The sequence below is a fragment of the Actinomyces sp. HMSC075C01 genome (assembly GCF_001812965.1).
GTDB classification, from domain to species: Bacteria; Actinomycetota; Actinomycetes; order Actinomycetales; family Actinomycetaceae; genus Actinomyces; species Actinomyces acetigenes.
Map to the genome: position 1 here is coordinate 1 of NZ_KV810924.1, position 408 is coordinate 408.

Here is a 408-nt window from a genome sequence, read left to right on the forward strand (position 1 = left end):
GGGCCAGCGTCGTCTGGACGGGCTGGATGCGATGATCATCAGCTTGTATGCCGGAGGAATGACGGTGCGCGACATTCAGCACCACCTGGCCTCCACGCTCAGCGTGGAGCTGTCCGCGGGGACCATTTCGAAGATCACCGACGCGGTCGCTGACGCTGTCCTGGAGTGGCAGCGCCGCCCGCTGGAGGAGTTCTACCCGGTGATCTACCACAGGCGCGATCCGGGCCGATGGTCCGCGTCAATCACCGGGTCGCCTCCCGCTCGGCTCACATCGCGGTCGGCGTCGACATGGACGGGATCAAGCACGTGGCTTAAGGATCTGGGTCCAGGCCGAGGAAGGAGCCTCCTTGAAGGGCGGCTTGTGTGCGCCGAGCTGGCCAACAGAGGCGTGAGCGACGTGCTGATCGT

At 65.4% G+C, this 408-nt stretch carries 1 pseudogene; it reads left to right on the forward strand.

The annotated features are described in order from the left end of the window. Window positions 1-408 (forward strand): annotated as a pseudogene (locus HMPREF2883_RS00345) (transposase); the annotation flags it as partial.